2 protein-coding genes are annotated in these 1891 nt (G+C 54.3%); both read right to left on the reverse strand.

Annotation, left to right across the window (positions count from 1 at the left end; translation table 11 throughout):
- Positions 1–428 precede the first annotated feature (428 nt).
- The gene (locus AC1RQI_RS16715; RefSeq protein ID WP_481905745.1) at positions 429–1115 is read right to left on the reverse strand and encodes an AbiV family abortive infection protein; all 687 of its coding nucleotides are present in this window, start codon (positions 1113–1115) and stop codon (positions 429–431) included.
- Positions 1116–1234: 119 nt separating this feature from the next.
- Complete coding sequence (locus AC1RQI_RS16720) at positions 1235–1699, reverse strand: hypothetical protein (RefSeq protein WP_481905746.1); 465 nt, start codon at positions 1697–1699, stop codon at positions 1235–1237.
- Between the last annotated feature and the right edge of the window lie 192 nt (positions 1700–1891).

The following is a 1891-nucleotide window of genomic DNA, read 5'->3' on the forward strand; positions in this document are numbered from 1 at the left end:
TTCTGCTGACTTCTGCCTCGCGGCCAAGGCCAATCGCTCAGCCTTCAGTGGCTCCTTCCACACGTGGCAGACCTCCCAGGGTAAGACACAGAACTGTCACTGCGTGAACGCCTGATTTATAAAGCACACCCCAGTCGCAGTTGGAGGGCTTCGCGGTCACGTGCCCGCTCGCCCCGGATATACCACACCTCATATCAGGTTCCTGTTCGTCGCCCCGCAGCTTTGGATTGGGCTTCCTCCAGACCCCACCTCACGATGACGCCCTTGCCCTTCTCCTAGCCTTCGGCACTGCGAATACCTGGCAGGAGGACTTTCACCTCCCTAGTTCTGTGCCATGCCTGGCACACACGCCTTTGTTCAGCGGTGCCCTTGTAGCGCAGCGAAAAGGGCATCCGGTGGAGGGCCGTCAGGCCCGGAACGAACTGGAACTACTGATTATAACTTTCTTGGTAGTCGAGAAATTCAGCGAAAGGAATCTCGCCCTCTTCGATCAGTCCCTCAGCCTCCATAGCCCTAAACCAATCATAAACAGCTTGTTTCTGCTGTTCCAAAGAACCTTCTTTGACTGGGCCGACATGTGCGACCCAAAGCTCAATTTCTCTTTCGGTATGTACTCTCTTTGTTGAGAGAACTTGGGCTACAGATAAAATGCTTTTCGCTGTGTTCTCATCAATGACCTCTGAAGGAACAGACCAGTGAGCCTTACCAAGACAGTCCGTATAGAATGCTATCTGTTTCACGTTATCCAGAATTTCTGGATGATCTCCCTGAGGGTTAGTAATTTGGTCAAAATCTTCCAGTTTTCGAGCGCCGTCAATGACCAAGTCGAGCAGAATCCATGCAACATTTTTCTTTGTATGTGAGCGGTACGATTTCCAGGCTGCTTTTAACGCTTTACCGTCCTGAGCAGTTGCCATTTCCCGCAAGATAGCGGTTTTTCCGGACTCTTCTATCGCCAATATTGCTAGAGAAACGGCGGAAGGATATCTCTGAGCGTCGAAAAGAATCTGTGCGTCCTCAACCAACCTGCGGGCATTTTCACAAGCCGCATTCATGCCGTCAGCTATCTGTGAATAGCTCAGATGGTTTTTGAACTGTTGCAAGCCGTTGGCCATAGAGCTTTATCCGTCAGTTATAACGTTTGACATGAGGGGCGGCCGCAAGTGGGCGAAGCCCTCTTGCGGACGTCCCCTCGATGGACGGGTTAGGCGGCACCGGGAGTGCGGCTGAGTACCTACGGCTTGCAGCGCTTGCCCTCGTACTCGTAGCGATGGAGGATGTATTGCTGGCCATTCCAACGAAGAACTGGAAAGCAAAAGCCCGGGCCGCCCACTTGAATGTCGGGCCAACCATTGACCTTCGCACCCTTGAGAAACTCCAAGACCCCGGTGCCTTGAGAAATCAGCTTCCAACTGCCGTTAGTTTGCTTGCTGACCAGGCTATAGCCCTTACCAGTCATACCGTGGCACTCAGTGCCGCTCTCCGTGATGACGACCTCCGGCCGCCCATCACCGTTGACGTCTCGGACCTCACTGATTTGTCCCTCTGCGCAGGCCACCCACTTTTTTCCCTTGTGCTTGAAGCCAGCTGATTGAAATGCCGCCGACGCGTCGGCTGGTGACAGGGTTGTGTCGGCCGCGACGGAGGTGGTGGCTACGGCGATCGCCAGGAGGTAGGGAACAGTGAGTCCATGTCGCATATGCGGCTCAGTCCGTCTTCAGTACGCTCGAATGCTACTCGCCCCAGGGGATCGTGCCGCCTAACGAGACCGTAGAAAAACTCGCTTCCGGGTTCACCCGCAGCCTTCCTACTGATTCATTTCACCAGCGTAGTCGCTGGCTCGATTTCTTCCCGGTTCCGATATCGGGTCTTTCCGGACTACTTCCGCGTC

The sequence above is a fragment of the Salicola sp. AFF1 genome (genome assembly GCF_056783195.1).

Coding starts and splice junctions, on each gene's coding strand:
- AC1RQI_RS16715 (WP_481905745.1), bottom strand. CDS start 1,115: ATGGCCAACGGCTTGCAACAGTTCAAAAACCATCTGAGCTATTCACAG.
- AC1RQI_RS16720 (WP_481905746.1), bottom strand. CDS start 1,699: ATGCGACATGGACTCACTGTTCCCTACCTCCTGGCGATCGCCGTAGCC.